Annotated in this window: 16 protein-coding genes; 13 read left to right on the top strand and 3 right to left on the bottom strand. The window is 67.9% G+C overall.

The genetic code is table 11. The features are described 5' to 3' along the window. Positions 1 to 309: 309 nt before the first annotated feature. From WKR98_RS16085 to WKR98_RS16065, 5 genes are all read left to right on the top strand, one after another. A complete protein-coding gene (locus tag WKR98_RS16085; RefSeq protein WP_341434099.1) occupies positions 310 to 1,083 on the top strand; it encodes a sterol desaturase family protein in 774 nt (257 codons plus the stop codon). Next, entirely contained in the window at positions 1,076 to 1,975 is a 900-nt protein-coding gene (locus tag WKR98_RS16080) for a fatty acid desaturase (RefSeq protein ID WP_341434098.1), read from the top strand. Before WKR98_RS16085 ends, WKR98_RS16080 begins: the two co-directional genes overlap by 8 nt. 26 nt (positions 1,976 to 2,001) lie before the next feature. Further along, positions 2,002 to 3,918, top strand: coding sequence for an iron-containing redox enzyme family protein (locus WKR98_RS16075; protein WP_341434097.1), 1,917 nt, complete (start codon positions 2,002 to 2,004; stop codon positions 3,916 to 3,918). Further along, positions 3,915 to 4,811, top strand: coding sequence for a DUF6999 family protein (locus WKR98_RS16070; RefSeq protein WP_341434096.1), 897 nt, complete (start codon positions 3,915 to 3,917; stop codon positions 4,809 to 4,811). Before WKR98_RS16075 ends, WKR98_RS16070 begins: the two co-directional genes overlap by 4 nt. 81 nt (positions 4,812 to 4,892) lie before the next feature. After that, complete coding sequence (locus WKR98_RS16065; RefSeq protein WP_341434095.1) at positions 4,893 to 6,407, top strand: amidase; 1,515 nt, start codon at positions 4,893 to 4,895, stop codon at positions 6,405 to 6,407. Here the strand turns inward: WKR98_RS16065 and WKR98_RS16060 are convergent. Beyond that, on the bottom strand, positions 6,392 to 7,657 hold the full coding sequence (locus WKR98_RS16060) for a citrate synthase family protein (RefSeq protein ID WP_341434094.1): 1,266 nt from the start codon (positions 7,655 to 7,657) through the stop codon (positions 6,392 to 6,394). The genes WKR98_RS16065 and WKR98_RS16060 overlap by 16 nt on opposite strands. Before the next feature lie 46 nt (positions 7,658 to 7,703). Here WKR98_RS16060 and WKR98_RS16055 point away from each other — a divergent pair, with 46 nt between their 5' ends. Beyond that, positions 7,704 to 8,909: a mandelate racemase/muconate lactonizing enzyme family protein gene (locus WKR98_RS16055; protein ID WP_341434093.1), complete on the top strand. Its 1,206-nt coding sequence runs from the start codon at positions 7,704 to 7,706 to the stop codon at positions 8,907 to 8,909. Between the two features lie 23 nt (positions 8,910 to 8,932). Beyond that, the gene (locus tag WKR98_RS16050) at positions 8,933 to 9,904 is read left to right on the top strand and encodes a Bug family tripartite tricarboxylate transporter substrate binding protein (protein ID WP_341434092.1); all 972 of its coding nucleotides are present in this window, start codon (positions 8,933 to 8,935) and stop codon (positions 9,902 to 9,904) included. A 33-nt stretch (positions 9,905 to 9,937) separates the two neighbouring features. Here WKR98_RS16050 and WKR98_RS16045 read toward each other — a convergent pair whose 3' ends face one another. Continuing rightward, the gene (locus WKR98_RS16045) at positions 9,938 to 10,861 is read right to left on the bottom strand and encodes a LysR family transcriptional regulator (protein ID WP_341434091.1); all 924 of its coding nucleotides are present in this window, start codon (positions 10,859 to 10,861) and stop codon (positions 9,938 to 9,940) included. Positions 10,862 to 10,981: 120 nt separating this feature from the next. Between WKR98_RS16045 and WKR98_RS16040 the strand changes: the two genes are divergently transcribed. The 5 genes from WKR98_RS16040 to WKR98_RS16020 are packed head-to-tail and all read left to right on the top strand — an operon-like array spanning position 10,982 to position 15,837. Further along, positions 10,982 to 11,959 carry a Bug family tripartite tricarboxylate transporter substrate binding protein gene (locus tag WKR98_RS16040; RefSeq protein WP_341434090.1) on the top strand — a complete coding sequence of 326 codons (978 nt, stop codon included), beginning with the start codon at positions 10,982 to 10,984 and terminating at the stop codon, positions 11,957 to 11,959. Between the two features lie 13 nt (positions 11,960 to 11,972). After that, positions 11,973 to 13,229 (top strand): CaiB/BaiF CoA transferase family protein, encoded by a 1,257-nt coding sequence (locus tag WKR98_RS16035; protein WP_341434089.1) that lies wholly within the window; start codon positions 11,973 to 11,975, stop codon positions 13,227 to 13,229. Between the two features lie 23 nt (positions 13,230 to 13,252). Then, positions 13,253 to 14,164 carry an SDR family NAD(P)-dependent oxidoreductase gene (locus WKR98_RS16030; RefSeq protein WP_341434088.1) on the top strand — a complete coding sequence of 304 codons (912 nt, stop codon included), beginning with the start codon at positions 13,253 to 13,255 and terminating at the stop codon, positions 14,162 to 14,164. Between the two features lie 9 nt (positions 14,165 to 14,173). After that, positions 14,174 to 15,361, top strand: coding sequence for an acetyl-CoA C-acyltransferase family protein (locus WKR98_RS16025; protein WP_341434087.1), 1,188 nt, complete (start codon positions 14,174 to 14,176; stop codon positions 15,359 to 15,361). A 2-nt stretch (positions 15,362 to 15,363) separates the two neighbouring features. Beyond that, positions 15,364 to 15,837, top strand: coding sequence for a MaoC family dehydratase (locus tag WKR98_RS16020; protein ID WP_341434086.1), 474 nt, complete (start codon positions 15,364 to 15,366; stop codon positions 15,835 to 15,837). Between the two features lie 76 nt (positions 15,838 to 15,913). Here the strand turns inward: WKR98_RS16020 and WKR98_RS16015 are convergent, their stop codons facing one another. Further along, positions 15,914 to 16,879: a GlxA family transcriptional regulator gene (locus WKR98_RS16015; RefSeq protein ID WP_341434085.1), complete on the bottom strand. Its 966-nt coding sequence runs from the start codon at positions 16,877 to 16,879 to the stop codon at positions 15,914 to 15,916. A gap of 97 nt (positions 16,880 to 16,976) precedes the next feature. On the opposite strand from WKR98_RS16015, the gene WKR98_RS16010 reads away from it, so the two are divergent. Then, on the top strand, positions 16,977 to 18,125 hold the full coding sequence (locus WKR98_RS16010; RefSeq protein WP_341434084.1) for a DJ-1/PfpI family protein: 1,149 nt from the start codon (positions 16,977 to 16,979) through the stop codon (positions 18,123 to 18,125). Positions 18,126 to 18,187 lie beyond the last annotated feature (62 nt).

The raw sequence follows: 18,187 nt of genomic DNA, 5'->3' as shown, positions 1-18,187 counted from the left end.
TGCGACAAGAGCCCTGGGTGCTCCTTGTGTTGCCTGGAAGATGCCGCTCGCTGAAATATTCACGGCGCGAAGGCGTGCGGCGAGTCATGGGATTTTAATATATCCCGCCAGGAACAAGGCCCGGCGTGCCGTCGAGTCGAGTTGCCGATCGCCGCACGGCAACGAAAACCACGCCTGCCGCCGGCGCGGCAAACATTTTGTAATGAATTCGTCTGAAGAGTGCAATCGACACCCCGCCCCGGGGCCGCGATCCGCCTGGCGGATTGCTTATCATAGGGGCCGTTCCCGGCATCACAACGACAACAATCCATGGGCCAAGCCTTCCAGGAGCTATCGGCATTGCAGGTCATGCTGGCAGGCCTGCTGTTCTTCGGTGGTATCTACCTGCTGTTCGGCGCCGCGACCTGGCTGCTTACCCGCCGCCTCTTGCCCGCACTGGGCCTGGGGCGCCCGCTGGACCCCCGCCCGCTCGCGCCGGGCCAGTTGCGCCGCGAGTGGCTGCAGTCGGGCATGTCCATCCTGCTGTTCGGCACGGGCATGATCTTTCCGTGGGGCCTGCTGCAACTCGGCTGGGCCCGGCTGGATCCCGCCGCCAGCGGCGGGAAGATCGCGCTGGAGATCCTGGCCCTGGTGGCCTGGAACGACGTGCACTTCTGGATCAACCACCGCCTGCTCCACACGAAACTGCTGCGCCGCTTCCACCTGCCCCACCACCGCTCCATCGTCACCACGCCGTTCTCGACCTACAGCTTTCATCCGGTCGAGGCGCTGATGCTGGGCAACGTGATCCTGCTGCCCATGGTGGTGCACGACTTCAGCTTCTGGTCGCTGGCCTCGGTGCCGCTGTTCAGCCTGTTCTTCAACTGCATCGGCCACGCCAACTACGACTTCTTCCCCCAGGTGTCCTACGCCCATTGGTTCGCCGCCAGCCGCCGGCATCATCTGCATCATGCCTGCTTCAACGGGAACTACGGGTTCCAGTTCACCTTCATGGACCGCCTGTTCCGCACGCGCCTGCAGGCCGACGCGGCGGCGCTCCTGTTGAAGGCCCACGAACGCCGGACCGCGGCCGCCCATGAGTAGCGGACGCCCCTTCCTGCCCGCGCTGCGCAACCGCCGCGACTGGCAGAGCCTGCTGTACCTGGCCGCCCTGCCTGCGCTTGCCGCCTGGCAATGGCGCCACGGTTTTTCGCTGCCGCTCTACGCGTTGATGCTGTTCCTGACCCTGGGCACGGGCGTCATCCATCACAACCACACCCACGTGCGGATGTGGCACGGCCGCTGGGCCAACCGCGCCACCGATTTCTGGATCACGCTGCTGCAAGGGCATCCCACCTTCGTGTTCTATCCCGCGCACGTGGCCAACCACCATCGCCATCGGCACGGCCCCCGGGACATCGCCCGCACCTATCGCTTCGGCGGCGACACCAATCACCTGTGGGGCTACCTTCTCCACCCGGCGCAGGCGGTGTGGGTGCTCTACCCCACCTTCGTCCGCTGGCTGGGCCGCCTGTACCGCCACCGACCCGGCGCCTGGCGTTATTGCATGGCTCAGTACGCCGCCTGGCTGGGCCTGTGGGCCGGGCTGCTGGCGCTGAACCCGGCCAAGGCCCTGCTGTTCGTGATCGTGCCGCAATTGCATGGCCTGCACTGGCTGCTGGCGACCAATTACCTGCAACACGCGCACGCCGACGGCGGCCCCGCGCGCGGCCGCACGCTGGGCTATGCCCGCAATTTCGAAGGACTGGTCAACCCACTGCTGTTCAACATCGGCCTGCACACCGCCCATCACGAACACTCGCGCGCCCACTGGTCCGAACTGACCCGCCTGCACCACCGGCGCTACCGGCACCGCGTACCGGCCGCGCTGAACGAGCGCGGCCTTGCGCCCTACATGTTCCGCGTCTTCATCCTGGGCACCTTCAGCGCGCGCTTTCGCTCGCGGCCCGTGATGACGCGGGCCACGCCACGCTAGGCCGCCGCGCCCTTCAAGAGACCCCCATGCCCATCGCCTTCGACCGCGTCTACCTGCAAAGCGCCGGCTACTTCATGCCCGGCCAGCCGGTGTCCAACGACGAACTGGACCGCTACATCGCACCCCTGAACCGCATCTCCGGACGCATCAAGCAGCGCATCCTGGCCGAGAACGGCATCAAGCAGCGCTACTACGCCATCGACCCCGAGGGCGCCACCGTGTACAGCAACGCCAGGATGGCCGTCCAGGCCATCCTGGACTGCCTGCGGCGCACCGACGCCCGGCTGGCCGACGTATCGCTGCTGGCCAGCGGTAGCTCGGGCGGGGATGCCCTGATGCCCGGCTTCGCCAACATGATCCAGGGCGAACTGGCCGCCCACCCCATGGAGACCCTGTCGGTGCACGGCATCTGCGCCGCTGGCGTCTCGGCCATCCAGGCCGCCGCCCAGGCCGTGGAAATGGGCGGCCACGATCGCGCCCTGGCCGTGGCCAGCGAACTGCCGTCGCGGCTGTTCAAGCGGTCGCGCTTCAGCGCCCGCGGCTACGACGCCGACTTCGACTCCCACTTCCTGCGCTGGATGCTGTCGGACGGCGCCGGCGCGCTGCTGCTGGGCAACACAGGATCGGCGCTGCCCGGGGCCTCGCAAGGCGTGCGCCTGAAGCTGAAATGGGTGCACCAGCGCTCGTTCTCCGGCGACTATCCGGTGTGCATGCAACTGGGCCTGTCGGCGGACCGCGAACGCGCGCACCTGGACTACCCCTCGTGGACCGAGGCCGAAGCCGACGGCGCGCTGGCGCTGCGCCAGGACATCCGCCTGCTGCCCCACCTGTTCGACATCGGCATCCACGAATATGCCCGGCTCGTCCGGGACGGCTGGGTCCGGTCCGACCGGATCGACCACTTCCTGTGCCACTACTCGTCCGAGAAATTCATTCCCGTGGTCAAGGACCTGCTGGAGAAAGCCGGCCTGGAGATCCCGCACGAGCGCTGGTACAGCAACCTGGCCTGGCGCGGCAACACCGGCGCCGCGTCCATCCTGATCATGCTGGCCGAATTCCTGGAAACACGCGCCGTCGAACCGGGCCAGCAAATCCTTTGCTACATCCCCGAGTCCGGACGCTTCACCACCGCCTACATGCTATGGGAAGTGGAAAGCCTGGATGCCGTACCCGCCGCGGCCGTCACCCCGCCCGTGGCACGCGTAGCCGACACGCCCGATACCGACCTCATCGCCCCGCCCCACGACGCGGCCACCGCATCACCGGAACTGGGACCGCTGCTGACCGAACTGGCCTCCATCTGGCACGACTACCGCTCGCGCGTCTGGCGCACCCCCGTCGTGCATAAGCTACGCACCCGCCGCTTCCAGGCCGCCGACTACCTGAACTGGATGGAAAACTGGATTCCCCAGGTCCGCGAAGGCAGCAAATGGATGCGCGAGGGCGTGGCCTCGCTGGGGCCCGACTACCAGCCCCTGGCGGCCTTGATCGAGACCCACGCGGGCGAAGAGCAGAACGACTTCAAGATCCTGTTCCAGGACTACCTGAACGCGGGCGGACGGATCTCCGATCTGGACGCCCTGCGCCGCAATCCCGGCGGCGAAGCCTTGAACGCCTACCTGCACGGCCTGGCCGCCACGCGCGACCCGATCGGCCTGCTGGGCGCCATCTACATCATCGAAGGCACCGGCCAGCGCATCATCCCCGCCCTGTTACCCCTCTTGAAGGCCAGCCTGTCGCTGCCGCCGGACACCTACCGCTTCCTGGAATACCACGGCCACAACGACGAAAACCACCTGGCCCGCTGGCTGGCCGCCGTCGAACTGGCCCTGGACTGCGACCCCGACGGCCACGCCGCGCAACGCATCATCGACACCGCCCGCCACACCGCGGCCCTGTACCTGCTGCAATTCCACCACGTCATGGAGGATGAGGCCATATGAAAAAAGCCCCGCCCGACTTCCTGGCCCAGGCGCACGACCCCGCCGATCCCAATCCCTGGCTGGCCCTGTACCTGGACCGCAGCACGCCCCTGCCCGACGCGGTCAAGAAAAGCTGGCTGACCGATTCCAGCAGCAACTCGCGCCAGTACCTGCTGCCCCTGCTGCGCCCCCTCGCACGCGGCTTCATCATCCTGATCCAGGTGCTGAAGATCTTCCTGCCCCGCAATTGGTCGCATTCCCGGCTGCTGCATCGCGTGCTGGCGTGGGGGCTGACGCGCTTCGTCTCGCCCGAAGCCAACTGGCTGATCCTGCGGCACTTCCACCTGGGCGCGCAGATCCTGGCCTTCATCGCGGCCAACTCGCCGGTGCCGATCACGACCACGCCGCTGGAGCCGCGCAACATCGACGACCTGAAGGACGACTTGTTCGTCAAGCACGACCTGAACCTGTTCAACTTCGTCATCCTCCTGAACCAGGCCCTGCGCGACGCCGGCGTCGAGATGCATCCGCCGGCCCGCGTGGACTTCTCCATGATCCGCGACCCGGGCCTGCGGCTGGAGGACATGCCTCGCACGCGGCTGAACTTCCTGGACCTGCAAAGCGCGATCGAACTGTTCACGCCGCTGTACCAGCTCATGCTGACCGACAACGACTTCTGGCGTGCCGCCAACTCGCTGCAGCTGGACGAGACCATAGGCATCTACGCCGCCAAGCTGATGGGTGCGCCGGAGCATCTCATCCTGGTCAACAACAAGCATCCGCTGGTGCCCATGTCCACCTTGCGGGCGGGATACCGGCTGGTGCTGCACGGGTTGTCGACGGAGATGCTGCATAGTTTGCTGATGGACAGGAAGGCGGCGCGGGACAAAGAAGAGGAAGCTGTGGCGGGGTGAACGTTGCTTCGGCGAATCAACCTGGACGATGTGCCTGGCGGAGCCCATCATCGCCTCGATCCAGGAATGAGGAGAACCGCCATGGCGATGAACCGCCGAATCAAGACAACGTTGGCATGCACGCTCGCATTGCCCGCCCTGCCCGCCTGCGCAAGCCCCGCACCCGGGCTCGACGTGGCAACGCTGAGCATCGCCGAGGCGCTGGACGCGCAGGCGGCCGGACGGCTCAGTTGCGTGGACATCGCCCGCGCGTCGCAGGATGCCATCGCGCGGCAGGATCCCACGCTGAAAGCGTTTCTTGCCGTCGATCCGAACCTGCTTCAGGAAGCCGCGAAGCTGGATCGGCTGCGGCGGGACGGCACCGTGCTCCCCCTGCATTGCATACCGCTTGCCGTGAAGGACAATATCGACGTCCGGGGCATGCCTACGACCGGCGGCTCGACGCTGATGCGCGAGAACCTGGCCCGCGAGGATGCCGACGCGCTGCGTCGCCTGCGCGAGGCTGGCGCGCTGGTCGTGGGCAAGACGAACCTCGATGAACTCGCGGTATCGGGCAGCACCATCAGCTCCCTGGGCGGACAGACGCTTAATGCCTATGATCCGTCCCGCTTCGCCGCGGGATCCAGCGGGGGCTCTGCCGTTGCCGTGACAACGGGCATGAGCCTGTGCGCGCTGGGCACCGAGACGGTCAATTCTCTGCGCAACGCGGCCAGCTCGGCAGGTGTCGTGGCGATAAGGAGCACGCCAGGGCGGGTCAGCCGGCAAGGCACCATTCCGCAATCCTCGTCGATGGACGTGGTGGGCCCGATCTGCCGGTCGGTGGATGACGCGGCCAGGCTGCTGGCCGTCATGGCGGGCACCGGGCAGGATACGCCGTTGGTACCCGCCCCGCTGGCGGGCAAGCGCCTTGGCGTACTAACCAGCCTGTTCGGCAAGGGCCCCGAGCACGAGTCCGTCAATACGGTCATGCACACCGCCTTGGAACTGTTGAGATCGGCGGGCGCGGAAATCGTGGAAATCGACGACGCCGAATTCGACTCCGATCTCAGCAGTAAGCGGCTGAACGTCGCCAATCATGAATTCGGACCGTTGTTCGAACGCTACCTGGCCGGCCTGCCCGCCGGCGCGGGTCCGGCTTCATTGCGGACCTATGTCGAGGCCGGGCGGTATCCGGCGGCCACCATGGACAAGTTCCTGAAACAGGCGCTTGCGTGGGGAGACCCTATGGCCTCTCCCGAGTATCTCGAGGCCTTGCGGTACCGCGACGCCTTGAGACACAAGCTGCTGTCCATGATGGCTTCGCAGGCCCTGGACGCCATGGTCTATCCCGCGCAGAAGCGTCCGCCGCTCGCCGTGGGAGATGCCCCGCGGCCCGAGAGGAACGGCATCTTCGCCTCGGCGCTGGGCCTGCCCGCCATCGACCTGCCTGCCGGATTCACGCCCGCCGGTGCGGGCGCGCCCGCCGGCCTGCCTGTCGGACTGGATCTGCTTGCCCGGCCGGGCGACGACGCGCGCCTGCTCAGCCTGGCGCTATCAGTGGAGCGCACGCTGAAGGCCCGGCGTGCGCCACCGCCGCTGCCTCAATCGGGCACGTAACGCGCCCGGGGCCGGATGAGCAGCGCCGAGCTGTACTGCTCGAGAGCATGGGCGTTCCAGCCCACCGATCGGCTCACCACGAAGATGCGTTCGCACGCATCGGCCGGCAGCTCCAGCATGAGCTGGACCGCCGCCAGCGCGAAATCGTTCTTGGGCAACTGCCCATGCCCGGACCGCGCGGCCTCCAGCAGCGCGTCGATGCGCGCCATGCCTTGCGCCGGCGCCACGGTACGCAGATCGTCCAGGATCAGCCTGGCCCGGGGATCGCCCTTGGGATAGAGCGGATGGTTGAACCCCGGCAACGCCTGACCGCCGGCGGCGCCACGCCCGGTCAACGCGACGGGGTCCTCGCCGTGCAATACGGCCTGGATCAAGGCCAGCACGCCCGAGAAATTCGCATGCTTGACGCCGCTGGCCGCGCAGCAACCGGCAAGCGTGGCGGCATACGGCGAAGCCATGGTCGATGCGACGCAGCGCAGGACGAAACTGGACGGATTCAGCTCATGATCGGCGTGCAGCACAAGCGCGCGCCGGAGGATGTCCGCCGCGCCTGCCGGCGCCCGCCAGGCGTCAGCCATGGCTTCGTGCACGCTGGCGCCGCCCAGTTCGCGGCCGACCGCGATGGATGCGCCCGCGCGCAGGATGCGGCAGGCGTGCAGCAGTTGCTGGTCGTGGTCCATGGCTTCGCGGCTGGCCAGCCTGCCCATGCTCATCAGCAGCCATTGGTTGAAGCGCTGTACGAAAGGCTGTCCGGTCCCATCCAGGAAGTCCGACGCATCGGCCACGTCCACCCGGGGTAGATCGCTCACCCCCCACAGCAGCGCCGCTGTTTCCTCCAGCGTGCCCGCCTGGCTGAAACCAAGGGCATCGATACCGCGGAACCACGGCCTGCCCGCCTTGATCGCACAGATATGGCTGTCCAGCACGGGCAGCCCGAAGCTGAGCGACGCGCGCGCGGCGCTGCCCGCGCTGCGGCCACGATCACGGCGCCGCGCATATTCCATCACCTCCGCCTGGTTGTACAGGCTGTCGCCGGTTTCCGGATCGAGGAAGCGGCCGATCTTCCCGCGACTGACGTAGGAGTACAGCGTGCGCAGGGAGATCCCGAGCAAGCGCGCGGCTTCCTTCGATCCGATCAGCGGCGTCTGGACTCTTTTCGTTGATGTGTCGTTTTCCATGCGTTGATTCGGCGAATCCACGTTGACCCGACCTATGCGGTCGATGAGACTGCTCTGACGGAACGAGGTCATCCACCTCGCCGCACATCGATGCCATCACAGCAAAGGATCTCACGGCATGCGCAGCCATTCAATCATGCAAAACACCCCGCCCGCGGGCATATCGTGCGGCATCGTGGATGCCAGCCTGCACCGGGTCGGCGTCGCGCCGAGATCGAACTGGTGCTTCCTGAAACTCGTCATGGACGATGGGCGCTGCGGTTGGGGGGAACTGACCTTGCGTGCGCACGAAGATAGCATGGGGGCCATTCTTTCCCAGCTGTTGCCCACGATCCGCAGCCTGCCCCTGGACGGCGTGCGGGGCCTGCTCAAGGCCTATCCCGGCCTGCCCGCCGGGCGTGCCGCCAACGCCGTGATCAGTGCGCTGGACCAGGCCTGCCTGGACCTGGCGGGCCAATATCTGGGCCTGCCCATCTGCGACCTGTGGGGCGACACGGACAGAACGCCGCTGCGGTCCTATGCGACCGTCAACCGCAGCGTCAAGACCCGTACTCCGGAGGGCTTCGCACTTGCCTGCAAGGCGGCGGCCGAGGCGGGGTTCCAGGGCATCAAGATCATGCCGTTCGACGCGGTCACGCCGGAGACGGCCTCTTCTCCCGCGGGCCATGCCGAGATCGACGCCACCCTGGAACGCATTCATGCGGTACGCGCCGCGATCGGGCCTGAGCTGCCGCTGATGGTGGATTGCCACTGGCGGCTGGACGGCAATGCCGCGCGGCGCCTGATCGACGGACTGGGCGACGCGCGCCTGCACTGGCTGGAGTGCCCGGTTCCCGAGTCGGCGCAATGGCACGAAACCATCCGCATGCTGCGCACGCATGCGAACCACGCGGGCATGCAACTGGCGGGCGCCGAGAATATCGTCGGCGTGGCCGGCGCGCTGCCTTTCCTGGCGCAAGGGCTCTACGACGTCATCATGCCCGACATCAAGTACTGCGGCGGATACGCCGAGTTCGCGCGCATCGCAGGGCTCGCGGCGGGACATGGCGCGGGCGTGTCGCCGCACAACCCGTCGGGCCCCGTGGCCCACGCCCACACCGTGCACGTATGCGCCGCGCTGGGCATCACGGAAGCGGTGGAACAGCAGTTCGCCGAATCACCGCTGTTCGAGACCGGTGTCATCGGCCACGCGCCGCTGCTGCGCGGCGGCCATTTCCACGCAGGAACCGGTGCCGGCCTGGGCATCGCCCTGGACGAAGCCATCATGCGTGACAACCCCGCACGCGACGTCGCGCTTTCTCTGCTGGACCCCAGCTTCGCTTGACGCATACTTGGAGGAGAAGAACCATGAATGAACGACGCCATTTCCTGTCGACCTCGCTGGCCCTGGCAGCCGGTACCTCCCTGCGCCCGGCGTGGGCCGCGTCCGGCTATCCCGAGCGGCCGATACGCCTGGTCGTGCCCTATGCCCCTGGTGGCGGCTCCGACGTGCTGGGACGCGTCGTGGCGCGCGGCCTGAGCGAACGAACCGGCGTCAGCGTCGTGGTGGAAAACCGTGGCGGCGCGGGCGGCGCGATCGGACTGGAAACCGTGGTGCGCGCTCAACCCGACGGCTACACGCTGGTGCTGCTTTCGACCTCGCACGCATCCAATGGCGCCGTCATGCAACTGAGCTACGACGTGGTCAAGGACACGCGCGCCATCGGGCTCATCGCCTCGGGCCCCTGGCTGCTGGTGACTAGCAAGCAGACGGGTTTCACCCGTCTTTCCGACCTGATCCAGGCGGCCCGCAAGAAGCCCGGCAGCCTCAACTACGCCAGCTCGGGCAGCGGCTCTTCCACCCATCTCGCCACCGAACTGTTCGCGCAAAAGGCTGGCATCTCGGTCGCGCACGTGCCGTACCGCAGCACCGGACTGGCGTTGACGGACATGATGGCCAACCGCATCCAGTTCATGCTGGCCAGCGCGGCATCGGTCACCCCCTACGTCCGCGACGGGCGCCTGAACGCGCTGTGCGTCTCCACCGCCAGCCGCAGTGCCCTGCTCCCCGGCATTCCCACCGCGCAGGAAGCAGGCGTGCCGGGATTCGCCGAAACGCTATGGCACGGACTGTCGGCGCCCGCGGGTACGCCCGACCCGGTCGTCCGTTACCTGAACACCCACCTGGTCGAGGCGCTTCGGGAGCCCTCGCTGCGCGCGCAATTCGCGAAAGAAGGCCTGGAGCCCCGGTCGTCGTCTCCCGAGGCCTTCGCGGACCTGGTGGCCAAGGACGTGGCGTCCTGGGCGGCAACCGTCAAGGCGGCCGACATCAAGGTGTGACCGGCCCGATGGGCCACGCACGGCCGCCGCGCCCTACAACGCCAACGCCTCCTTCAACAACGCCACCCGGGGATTCGCCGGCCCCTTGCGAACGATCAGCGCCACCACGCTGGCCGGAGGTTCGGGCACGACGCTTATCTGCTTGACCGAGCCCGAGCGCAACGCGCTGTGATGAAGCAGCGCCACGTCCGGCACGATGCCTATGCCCAGGCCGGCGCCCACGAACTGGACGCTGGTCGTCGGGCTGGTCGATTCGATCACCGGCACGGGCACCGTCACCCCGGCGTGGGTGAAGCAGTCCTCGATCAGCTTGCGGCCCATCGAGCCTTCCACCGGCATCACCCACGGCTCCTGCGACAAGCGCGCCCACTCGACGCGCCGCTTGCGCGCCAGCGGGTGGTCCGGAGACGCGACTACGGCGAACTGCACCTCGAACAGTTTGATGTACTCGAAGGCATCGGCATCGGACTCCAGCATCTGTACCGGAAAGGTAGTGACCAGCGCGTCGAGTTCGCCCCGGGCCAGCGTGTCGATCAGCGCGGGCACGCGATCTTCCAGCAATTGCACGCGTACGGGCGGCCCCTGTTTCACCAGCCGTTCGACCACGCCCGGCATGTAGGTCTGCGCCAGGAACGGCGGCGCGCCTATCCGCACCTGGGCCATGAAGCGATCGACCGCCACCGCCTCGCTGCGCAGGTGGTGCAGCTCTTCCAGCAGCAAGGTGGCGCCGCGCAGCACCACGCTGCCCTGCTCGGTGGGCGTCAGGCCGCGCGCCGTGCGCACGAACAAGGGGAAGCCGAAGGCGCCCTCGATCTCGGTCAGCGCCTTGCTGATGGCCGGCTGCGTCAGGTTGAGCGACTGGCCTGCCGCGCGCAGGCTGCCCGTGGCCTGCACCTCCTTCAACAGACGCAGGTGGCGAAAGCGCAGCTTGGCCACCAGATGGTCGGGTTCGATCACTTCGCTTCTCCGCAGACATCAAACATAAAGTTATCACTCTATGAAAATATATTCCTTTTCTATTTACCGCAGTTCGCTATCCTTCACGCATTCCCATACCAAGCATCACAAGGAGACGACATGGAACGCCGCACCTTCTGCCTGGGCGCCCTGGGCGCCGGACTGATGCTCGACCGTGCTGCCCGGGCCGCGCCCGCCTACCCCTCGAAAGCGGTGCGCATCGTCGTGCCCTACGCGGCCGGCGGCGGCCCCGACATCATGATGCGGCAGTTCGGTCCCTTGCTGGGCGCCGCGCTGGGCCAGCCCATCGTGGTCGACAACAAGGTCGGCGCGGGCGGCGTGCTGGCCGCCCAGCACGTCGCGCAGGCCCCGGCCGACGGCTACACGGCGCTGATGGGCTCGAACTCGCACCTGATCCAGAAGGCCTTGCAGCCCAGCCTGATGTTCGATCCAGTCAACGATTTCGTGCCGGTCACCGCCATCGCTACTTCCCCTACCGTGCTGGTCGTGGCCGCGAACTCGCCCTACCACGGCCTGCAAGACCTGGTTGACGCCCTGCGCGCCAGTTCCAGGAAGCTGAACTACGCCTCGGGCGGCATCGGTTCGGGCGCGCACCTGGGCGGCGCCACCTTCGTGACGCTGTTGAAGGCCGAGGCCGTGCACGTGCCGTTCAAGGGTTCGGTCGAGATCCCCATCTCGCTCCAGCGCGGCGACACCGACTTCGCCTTCACCATTGCGGGCACCGCCATTCCCCAGGTCAAGAGCGGCAAGCTGCGCGCCCTGGCCGTGACCAGCCGCGAGCCGCTGGCCGAGTTGCCCGGCGTTCCCCCGCTGTACGACCTGCTGCACAGCGACCTGGCGGTGCAGGAGTTCTGGTTCGGCATCTGGCTGCCCGGGAAATCGCCCGCCGTTGCAGTGGACAAGCTCTTTGCCGCGGCCACGGCGGCGCTCAAGGAGCCGTCGGTCCGGGGCATGTTCGAGGCGACCGGCAACCGCGTGATCCAGAGCGCCAGCCCGCGAGCCGACGCGGCCTTCGTGCGCGACGAATACCGCAAGTGGGCCGACATCATCAAACTGACCGGCATCACCGCCGGCTGAACGGGAAGGTTTCATGTCCAAGCCACTCGAAGGCGTGCGCGTGCTGGATCTGTCGCACGTGATCGCCGGCCCCCTGGCCTCGTTCTACCTCGCGCAGCTGGGCGCCGAGGTCATCAAGGTGGAGCCGCCCATGGCGGGCGAGGTCCTGCGTTCGATGAAGGAAGGAGCCGACACCGATACGCCCACCGGCTTCGCCGCGCTGAACGCCGGCAAACAGTCGCTGGCGCTGGACATCCGGACGGCCCAAGGCGCCGGGCTGTTGCGGACCCTGGCCGCCTCGGCCGATGTGTTCATCGAGAACTTCCGTCCCGGCGTGGTGGCGCGCCACGGGCTGGACTACGCCTCGATCCAGGCGGTCAGGCCGGACATCGTCTACTGCTCCATCTCGGGCTTCGGCCAGCAAGGCGACTGGTCGCAGCGCGGCGCCTACGACCACGTCGTGCAGGCCCTGACCGGCATGATGATGATGTCGGGCGAAGGCAGCGATGCGCCGCCGCTCAAGGTCGGTTTTCCCGTCATCGACGTGGCCGTCGGCATGCTGGGCGCGCTGTCCATCGTCTCGGCATTGCACCGCCGGTCGCGCGACGGCACCGGCCAGTACATCGACGCCTCCATGGTGCAGGCTTCCCTGATGCTGATGTACACCAACACCTGCGCCTACCTCAGCGACGGCACCCCCACGCGCCGCGTCGGCAATCGCGGCTACACGGGCAGCCCTGCGGCCGACACCTATCGATGCGCGGACGGCTGGCTGGCGGTGGCCGCCAACACGCCCGCCCAGTTCCGCAAGCTGGCCGCGGTCCTCGGGGTCGAGGAACTGTGCGGCGACGCGCGGGCGCTGGACCTTGCCGCTTTCAATGCGCCCAACGGCTTCGTCGTGCCGAACGACCGCGAGTATGTCGCGCAGCGCCTGCGGCAGGCCTTCGCCGCCCGCGGCGCGGCCCCGCTCGAGGAACAGCTGAGCCAGGCCGGCGTGCCCGCGGCGCGGGTAAGAAAGCTGGAGGAATTCCTGGACGAGACCGACGCCACCGGCTGCGTTAACCTGCCGGACTACCGCTTCCACCAGGGCGGCGGCGAAGTACGGACCCGGGGTATCGGTTTCCACTTCGACCAGGACGGCGGGCCCAGCCCTGCCGGCGCACCCGCCCTGGGCGAAGGCACCCACGCCGTGCTGGCGCGGGCCGGCCTGGACGAAGCGTCCATCGCCGAACTGGAGCGCGCCGGCATCATCCGTACACACGCCAAGGCGGCCGCGCCCCTGGCGTCCTGACAAATCGACCGTACAGAGAACCCATGACACAACTTCTGCAAGGCCGCATCGCCATCGTCACCGGAGCCGGCCGCGGCCTGGGCCGCTCCCACGCGCTCGAACTCGCCCGCCACGGCGCCAGAGTCCTGGTCAACGACATGGGCGCCGACCGGCCCGGCTCCGAGGCCCAGGGCGTCGTGGAGGCCATCCGCGCGGCCGGCGGGCAGGCCGATGCGAACGGCGCCGACGTGACCGATCCCCAGCAAGTCCAGGCCATGGTGCGGCAGGCCGTGGCGCAATGGGGCCGGGTCGACATCCTGGTGAACAACGCCGGCATCCTGCGCGACAAGAGCTTCGCCAAGATGAGCCTGGAAGATTTCCGGCTCGTCATGGAAGTCCACCTGATGGGCTCGGTGCACTGCACCCATGCGGTATGGAACGCCATGCGCGAACAGAACTACGGGCGCATCGTGATGACCACTTCGTCCTCCGGGCTGTACGGCAACTTCGGGCAGGCCAACTACGGCGCGGCGAAGATGGCGCTGGTCGGCCTGATGCAGACCCTGGCCCTGGAGGGCGAGAAGTACGGCGTGCACGTGAACTGCCTGGCGCCCACGGCCGCCACCGCCATGACCGAAGGCCTGCTGGAACAGGATGCGCTGGACATGCTGTCGCCCGCCTCGGTCAGCCCCGCCCTGGTGGCCCTGGTCACCGAGAACGCCCCGACCCGCCGCATCCTGATGGCCGGCGCCGGCAGCTTCGAACAGGCCAACATCACCATGACCCAGGGCATCTGCCTGGCCGGCGCCGAGCTGTCGGCCAACGCCCTGGTCCACCGGCTGGACGACGTGGCCGACCGCCGGGGGGAAATCGTTCCCGCCACCGGCTTCGACCAGCTGCGCCACGAGATCGCCAAGGCGCAGGCGCAGCGCCAAACCGCTCCCTCTTCCGTCTGAATGCTCGCCATGACAACCCGAGAAGTCGTCGTCCTGTCGGGCGTGCGCACCCCCATCGGCAGCTTCGGCAAGAGCCTGAAGGACGTCGCGCCCGTCACGCTCGCCACCGAGGTCCTGCGCGCCGCCATCGCACGCGCGAACATCGAACCGGCCCAGGTCGAGCACGTCTGCTTCGGCCAGGTCATCAATACCGAACCCCGCGACCTGTACCTGTCCCGCGTCGCCGCCATCGACGGCGGCTGCGGCCAGGAGACACCGGCCTTCAACGTCAACCGCCTGTGCGGATCGGGCCTGCAGGCCATCGTGTCCGCGTCGCAGTCCATCCTGCTTGGCGACTGCGCCATAGCGGTCGCCGGCGGCGCCGAAAGCATGTCGCGCGCCCCCTATGCCAGCCAGGCCATGCGCGTGGGCGCGCGCCTGGGCGACACCGCCATGGTGGACACCCTGCTGGGTGCGCTGCACGACCCCTTCCACCGCATCCACATGGGCATGACGGCGGAAAACGTCGCCCGGCAATATGGCATCACGCGCCAGGAACAGGATGCGCTGGCCGTCGAAAGCCATCGCCGCGCAGCGCGGGCGACCACCGAAGGGCGATTCGATTCGCAGCTCGTGCCGGTAACGATAACCGGCCGCAAGGGCAGCCCCCCCTTCGCCCACGACGAGCACATCCGCCACGACATCAGCCTGGGCGATCTGGCCGGCCTGCGGCCCGCCTTCGCACCGGACGATGGCACCGTCACGGCCGGCAACGCCTCGGGCATCAACGACGGCGCCGCCGCCCTGGTGCTGATGGAACGCGCCCGCGCGCAGGCATCCGGCGCGCGCGCCCTGGCCCGGCTGGTGGCCTATGCCCATGCGGGCGTCGATCCGCGCTACATGGGCATGGGTCCCGTCCCCGCTACCCGCGCCGTGCTGGACAAGGCGGGGCTGCGCGTGGACGACATCGACGTCATCGAATCCAACGAGGCCTTCGCGGCGCAAGCCTGCGCGGTCGCCCGCGAGCTTGGACTGGATCCCGACAAGGTCAACCCCAATGGCTCGGGCATCGCCCTGGGCCATCCGGTGGGCGCGACGGGCGCCATCATCACCGTCAAGGCCCTGCATGAACTCCAGCGCATCGGCGGCCGCTACGCGCTGGTTACCATGTGCATAGGCGGTGGCCAGGGCATCGCCGCCATCTTCGAACGGATCTGAACATGGCCGGCCATTCATCTGTCTCCTTCGACTCCGTACAGGCGCTGACGAACTTCGTGGGGAAACCGGCAATCGTGTCCGAGTCCATCGTCGTGGATCAGGAAATGATCGACCGGTTCGGGCAGGTCACGCGCGACACCCAGTGGATCCATATGGACCCGGCGCGCGCGCGGACCGAGTCGCCGTATGGGCAGACCATCGCGCATGGGTTTCTCGTGCTGTCGCTGCTGACCTGCTGGCAGGCGAGCTGCGTCGCCTTTCCCGGCGCGGTCCTGGTGCTGAACTACGGTTTCGACAAGGTCCGCTTCACGGCACCCGTGCCTTCCGGGGCGCGGGTGTCGGCCAGGTTCGCGCTGGCCGACGTGAAGGAAACCCGGCCCGGCGAAGCACGCTGCTCCTGGAACGTCACGGTCGAGGCCGAGGAGGCGTCGCGGCCGTCGATACATGCGGAGTGGCAGATCATGGTCCGCTATTAGTCATACGGGAACGCGCGCAGGATTACGGCGCAATCCGCTGGCGGCCCTGTTCCTATCCCGCCAAGGAAGACCTGACTCATCCTTCGGCATGCATATCCCTGAACAATCGGGGAGACATTCCGAACCGGCGCTCGAACGCTTCGGTGAAACGCGCGGCCGGGAACAGACCCACCTGCACCGCCACCGCCTTCAACGACAGCCCCCGGGACAACAACATGCGGGCGGCATCCAGCCGCGCGGTCTCGACGTAGCGGGCCGGCGTCACCCCCGTGGCCGCGACGAACTTGCGATGAAAGGTGCGTTCGGCAAGGCCCGCGCGAGCCGCCAGCGCCGGCACGTCCAGCGGCTCCCGAAGGTGGTCCTGTATCCAGGCGATCAGGTCGCCAAAGGGGCTGCCGGCCCTGGCCTGCGCCTGCAGCACGGGACTGAACTGGGATTGATACCCCGGGCGGCGCGCGTACAGCACCAGCCGCTTCGCGACCTCGCCGGCGATCTTCGCGCCCAGGTCGCTGGCGATCATCGCCAGGGTCATGTCGATGCCGGTCGTCACGCCGGCCGAGGTCCAGAGGCTTCCGTCCACGACGTAAAGGGAGTCCGGGTCCACCACCACCTCTGGAAAAGCCCCCGCCAGCGGCGCGCAGGCATCCCAATGCGTGGCGACGCGGCGGCCATCGAGCAGGCCCAGCGCCGCGAGGACGAAGACACCGCTGCAGATCGAGCCCCATCTCCCGGCCGTGTCCGCCAGTTGTGGCAGCGCCTGCCTCAAGGCCGGATCGGCCATCGCCCGCAACAGCGGCTCCCGCTCGGCCCCCACGACCAGCAAGGTATCGGCCGCCAGCATGGACAGCGCACCGACGGGGCGGGTCTCGACGACGATGCCGCTGCTGCTGGCCACCGGCCCGCCCCGCGCCGACGCCAGCTCGACGCCGTAGGCAGGCACGGCGCTGCCCAGTGCGCGATTGGCGCCGCTGAACACGGCCCCCGGCCCTGAGACATCGAGGATCTCGAACCCCGGATAGACGACGAATACGATGTGGCGCATTGGCAGAAATTAATACATTTTTGACATTTCCGCCATGACGCGCAGCGGGTAGATTGAGACCTGACAGACCATGCCTAGGGCTGGGAGAATTCCGATCATGCTCAACCGCCATGTGATCCGGGGTGCGCTGGCACTCATCCTGCTCGCGCTGGCGGGCCTGGGCGCCTGGCTATACAGCCTGCCGCCGGCGCCCGCCCTGGCCGACATGCCACAGGTCGCGGCAGGCGAAATGGAGGCCATGCTGGCCGCCTTGAAACCGCCCAGGCGCAAGCGCCCGCTGGTGGCGGTCGTAGGTATCAACGATGCCACCGAAACCACCGATTACCTGATGCCCACCGGCATCCTGCGGCGCGCCGGCGTGGCCGACGTCGTATCGCTTTCAACCGGACCGGGGCCGGTCAAGCTTTTCCCGGCACTGACCGTCCAGGCGGACGCCACCCTCGCACGCTTCGACGCACAGCATCCGGCGGGCGCCGACTACGTCATCGTGCCCGCCATGAGCCGCGACGACGATCCGGCGGTACTGGCCTGGCTTCAGGAACAGTCCCGCAAGGGCGCGACCATCCTGGGCGTGTGCGCCGGCGCCAAGGTCGTCGCCGCGGCCGGCCTGCTGGACGGCAAGCGCGCGACCACGCATTGGTACTACCTGCAGGACATGCTGGCCAAGCACCCTTCGATCGCCTACGTTGCCGACCGGCGCGTGGTGTCGGACCGGGGCGTCGCGACCAGCACGGGCATTTCCGCATCGATGCCCATGATGCTGATCCTGATCGAGGCCATGGCCGGGCGGCAGAAGGCCGAAGCGGTGGCCCGCGACCTGGGCCTGGCCTCGTGGGATATCCGCCATACCAGCCAGGCCTTCAGGCAGACCCGGGCGTTCACGACGACCGTGCTGGGCAACCTCCTGGCGTTCTGGAACCGGGAACGCGTCGGCGTGGAACTCCAGCCCGGCATGGACGAAGTCTCGCTGGCCCTGGCCGCCGACGCCTGGTCGCGCACCTACCGGTCACGGGCCGTATCGTTCGCGGAGGCGTCGCCAGCCGTCGAAACCCGCAACAAGGTTCGCGTCATTCCGGACGTAGCGTCGGCCGGCCAGCCGCCGGCCTGGCACCTGGCCCCGTTCACCGACCAGCGACCGGCCCAGGCCCTGGACCAGACGCTGCAAGCCATAGCCATGCGCTACGGCGCCCGCACCGCCCACGTCGTCGCCCTGCAACTCGAATATCCCTGGGGCGCCCTGCCGTGATCCGGGCCCGCCCCCTCAACCCGGACGCCACGGCATACACTGTCGGTCAACCAGTCTTTTCG

Origin of the sequence: Pigmentiphaga sp. YJ18 (assembly GCF_038066655.1) — a bacterium.
In the GTDB taxonomy this organism is placed as follows: Bacteria; Pseudomonadota; Gammaproteobacteria; order Burkholderiales; family Burkholderiaceae_B; genus Pigmentiphaga.
The sequence above is the reverse complement of the archived record's forward strand: the minus strand, read 5'-3'. Positions and strand labels throughout refer to the sequence as shown.